Annotated in this window: 3 protein-coding genes; 2 read left to right on the forward strand and 1 reads right to left on the reverse strand. The window is 71.0% G+C overall.

The window, feature by feature from the left end; translation table 11 throughout:
• The first annotated feature begins 576 nt into the window (after nt 1–576).
• Both hisN and AC5LSR_RS12095 read left to right on the forward strand, forming a co-directional pair.
• Nucleotides 577–1,374 (forward strand): histidinol-phosphatase, encoded by a 798-nt coding sequence (gene hisN / locus AC5LSR_RS12090; RefSeq protein WP_250281817.1) that lies wholly within the window; start codon nt 577–579, stop codon nt 1,372–1,374.
• Nucleotides 1,371–2,231: a glycerophosphodiester phosphodiesterase gene (locus AC5LSR_RS12095; protein ID WP_250281804.1), complete on the forward strand. Its 861-nt coding sequence runs from the start codon at nt 1,371–1,373 to the stop codon at nt 2,229–2,231. The genes hisN and AC5LSR_RS12095 overlap by 4 nt, the downstream gene beginning before the upstream one ends.
• A 1,064-nt stretch (nt 2,232–3,295) precedes the next feature.
• On the opposite strand, the gene AC5LSR_RS12100 is transcribed toward AC5LSR_RS12095, so the two are convergent.
• On the reverse strand, nt 3,296–4,366 hold the full coding sequence (locus AC5LSR_RS12100; RefSeq protein WP_493468475.1) for an alpha/beta fold hydrolase: 1,071 nt from the start codon (nt 4,364–4,366) through the stop codon (nt 3,296–3,298).
• Nucleotides 4,367–4,370: the final 4 nt, after the last annotated feature.

Consider the following 4,370-nt stretch of genomic DNA (forward strand, 5'->3'; position numbering starts at 1 on the left):
CCCCAGTACCGGGCCCCAGCGGTCACCGAAATCCCCCGGCCCCAGCCAACCCGGCTGTCCTCCCCGATACCGGCCGCCCCGATACCGGCCGCCCCGGGACGCCGTCCCAGCGGCGCGCATCCCGTCCGTGACCGCCCGCGCAAACCATAATCGGCGCGTAAGTTTGTCGTTTTGTACGCTTTTTTGTCGTATAAGCGTATAAAATGACAAACTCGCGCTGATCTTCAGCGATGACCGGCGCCCATCGACATGCGCCTGCGTTCGTGCGGATGCGTATGGTTACATAGCTGACGCTCCAGGTGCCGGCTGACTCGGGTGGCGGAGGGGGCGACAGGCCGTCCGTGGTAGCGTCGCCGCCCGCGCGACGTCTGGTGGGCCTTGTTCACGAAGGCCGCCTTCCGCCCGGGTGAAGGCGCGCGCGGGTAGGCTCCCCGCGTGACCAATGCCGCCCGAACAGACGTCGCCCGAACAGACACTCTGGGAGCCGTGGGGACGGACCTGCCGGGACCAGGCCAACAGCCGGCTCCCGGCGGCACCCGGCCCACCGTCGACGGGGACGCGGCCACCGGGCACCCGATCGGTGACGACCTCGCCCTCGCCCTCGCCCTCGCGGACGCCGCCGACGCGATCACACTAGCCCGTTTCCAGGCCGTCGACCTGCGCGTCGAGGCGAAACCCGATGCCACCCCGGTCACCGACGCCGACACCGCCGTGGAGGCGATGATCCGCGAGCGGCTGGCCGAGGCCCGGCCCGGCGACGCGGTGCTCGGCGAGGAGCAGGGGCTCATCGGTGCCGACACCCGGCGTCGCTGGGTGGTCGACCCGGTGGACGGCACCAAGAACTTCGTGCGCGGGGTGCCGGTATGGGGGACGCTGCTCGCCCTCGAGGTCGACGGCGAGGTCACCGTCGGGGTGGCGAGCGCCCCCGCGATGGGCCGGCGCTGGTGGGCGGCCCGCGGCCGGGGCGCCCACACCCGCACGGCGGTCGGCGAGACCCGCTCCCTTGCCGTGTCCGCGGTGGCGGACCTGGCCGACGCCTACCTGTCCTTCGCCTCGATCGAGAGCTGGTCGGCCGCCGGGCGGCTGGCGCCCTTCCTGGACCTGGTCGACGCGGTGTGGCGGACCCGCGCCTACGGCGACTTCTGGTCCCACATGATGGTCGCCGAGGGCGCTGTCGACCTCGCCTGCGAGCCCGATGTCTCCCTCTGGGACATGGCCGCCCTCCAGGTGATCGTCGAGGAGGCCGGTGGCACCTTCACCGACCTGTCCGGACGCCGTGGGCCCGGCGGCGGCTCGATCCTGACGACCAACGGCCGCCTGCACAGCCGGGCGTTGGGCATTCTCGACCAGCCCGCCCGGCCCACCGTCCGGTGACCCGTCCCGCCGGGGCCGTGATCGGGTTCGCCCACCGGGGCGCGCCGGGCCGCTTCCGGCGGGAGAACACCCTGGCGGCGTTCAGCCGGGCGCTGGCCGGCGGCGCGGGCGGGCTGGAGTCGGACGTGTGGCTCACCGCCGACGGCGTCCCGGTGCTCCATCACGACGGCGTGCTCGGCCCCCCGGGCCGCCGCCGGATCGGCGACCTGCCGGCGGCCCGGTTACCGGCCTGGCTGCCCGCTCTGGCCGACCTCTACGCCACCTGCGGCAGCGACTTCGAGCTCAGCCTGGACCTGAAGGATCCCCCGTCGGCCATCGGACGGGCCGCCGTGGCCGTCGCCGCGGTGGCCCGGGCCGCGGGCACGGCGGAACGGCTGTGGCTGTGCGGCAGCCTGCCGGCGATCCGTCACTGGCGGTCGCTCGACGAGCTTGCCGGGCCGGGGCCGGTACGGCTGGTCAACTCCGCGTCCGCACGGGAGGCCGGCTTCCGCGGTCGCGGCGGCGGTCGCGGTGCCCTCCCGGACAGCCGGCCGGACGACCGGCTGGACGCGTACGTGCGTGAGGCCGCGGCGGCTGGTGCCACGGTGCTGAACCTGCGGGCCAACGAGTGGACCGCGTCGATGGTGCCGGTGGTACGCGCCGGCGGGCTGCTCGCCTTCGGCTGGCACGCGCAGACGTCCGGGACGCTGAACCGGCTGGTGGGATTCGGCCTGGACGGCGTCTACTCGGACCACCTCGGCCGGCTTGTTCGCGCCACGGGCAGCGGTACGGCAAGCACGGACGCGGACAACGTCGACGTCGACGTCGACGTCAGGCGGTCGGATGAGGACGATCAATCATCCTCGCTGGTGGAATGACCGGCGCAAATCACCGGGCCCGCACATTAGGGGCGGACCACGGATGCCGACGCAATCCAGCAGGTCAAAAGCGACGTGGCCGTGCTTTTTACACGCTGCCGGAAGGCCTCGCCCCCTGGGTCGCTGCCAGGCTCCGCAGGGTGACGGCCTGGGACGTCGGTACGGCGCTCGGCGCTTCCCCACTCCGCCGGCTCGGCGCACCCCGCCGGAGCCTGCCGCTATAGGCGTCGCGGAGCGTGCTTATTTCGCGGCCGAAGCGGATGGTGACCGGCCGGCTCACTCCTCGGCGGCGACTTCGGCGACTTTCAACATCTGCGGCGGAAATCCTGTGCGTTCCGCTACATGCTCGACAGAGTAGCCCTGCCGTACCAGGTCACGGGCCTGCTCGAGGGTCCAGCCGCGACCGGGGTCCACCCGGCGGACGACGACCTCACTTGCTTGGCGACGCTCTTCTGGCCAGCTCAGACGTGCACGACGTGCCAACGGTCGACCTCCGATATATCTCTGACTTCCAGTTACTACGACAAGGATAGGCCATATTGGCATGACCGCGCTCGACGAACTCCACGATAGCGGGCGCCAACGACCCAATACGACACCGGGTTGGAACATAGAAGTGGCATCTGTCTCGACGATCTGACGATCTGACGATCTGACGTGATGGCCGGCGGCGGCGTCGAGGCAGGCCATCATACCTGGCTGATCACGGACCCTGGACCAACCGGCCCACGGCTGTTCATGCCCGGGAACAGCGCGAGGCTGTCACCAGTATGAACCGTTGCGGGTACGACTCAAACACAACTCCTGACAAGACGATGCCCACGAGTGGCACGCCGACAACCTGAACCGACAACCGCCGCGTGTTCACCGCCGGCCACGGGGCCGTCGACGCATCTTCGTTTCCGGCTCACCTTCTTCGCCGTGGTTCGGTCATCCGGTTCCCGGCCCCAGCCGGCCCCGACCGGCCCCGGCCTGGCCCTGTGGCCAGGCAGATCCGCCTCCGTCCGCGTCATCGCCCCGCCGGCGGCGGCCGGGCCGGCCACCGGTGAACCGGCCGTCGACGGTCACTGGCACCCGGCCATGTCCCGGTCACGGATGGGCTGTTGCCCCACCCGTCCCCGCGAGCACAACAGGTCCCGCCACTGCCGGGCGGAGTACGTCGCCGGGCGGGTGGTAGCCAGGAAGTCCTCCAGTACCGCCCGGAAGCGCTCCGGATCGCTGTGATGGGGGAAATGTCCGGCACCCTCAAAGATCTCCAGACGGCTGCCGGGCATCGCCGCGTGCGCGATCCGCGCGTGCTCGACCGGAATCACCGCGTCACGCTCACCCCATATGATCATACATGGCATTCCGGCGGCGAGATAGCAACGGTCCAACATGGTGATTGCCTGGCCGTGACCGTCCACCGAGGCGCGCAGCGTCCGCAGAAATGCCGCCCGGGCGGTACGCATGTGCAGGTTGTCGAACATCCGCATCAGGTCGTCGGCGTCCCGGCCCAGATCGGTGCGCAGCCAGCGCAACGTCCGGGTCACCGCCCAGCCGACCTGGCGCAGCGAGGACGCGGTGGCCAGCGAAAGCACCAGTCCTGATCCAGGAGCGGTCGCCATGGCCCGCAGCACCGGATGCAGATCCGGGCACACCCCGCCGGTCGAGACCAGTACCACCCGCTCGCAACGCTCGGGGAACTGGTAGGCGAACTGCATGGCGATGCCGCCGCCCAGGGAATGGCCGACCACCGTCACCCGGTCGATACCGAGCACCGTCAAAAGGTCACGCATCCCGCACGCGTATCCGCCGATGGAATAGTCCCCGCGCGGCTTGTCGGACTCGCCGTGACCGAGCAGGTCCGGCACAATCACCGTCCGCCCCCGCGCGAGCAGCGGAACAAGGCCACGCCAGCTCTGCGAGTTGTCCCCGATGCCGTGGACGAGCAGCAACGCCGGGCCGCGCCCCGCCCGTATATAGGCCCTTCGATATCCGTGCACCATCACGTATCGGGTGGCATAACGCGACGGAACCGGCGACCGGACGGCTCGCGCCGCATCCGCGCCGTCCACCGCCCTGGCACTGTCCACCGCCCTGGCCAGGCCGTCCCGGCCGTCGCCCGGCAGGCCGTCCCGGCCGTCGCCCGGCAGGCCG

It is taken from the genome of Protofrankia sp. CiP1_Cm_nod4 (assembly GCF_982290645.1).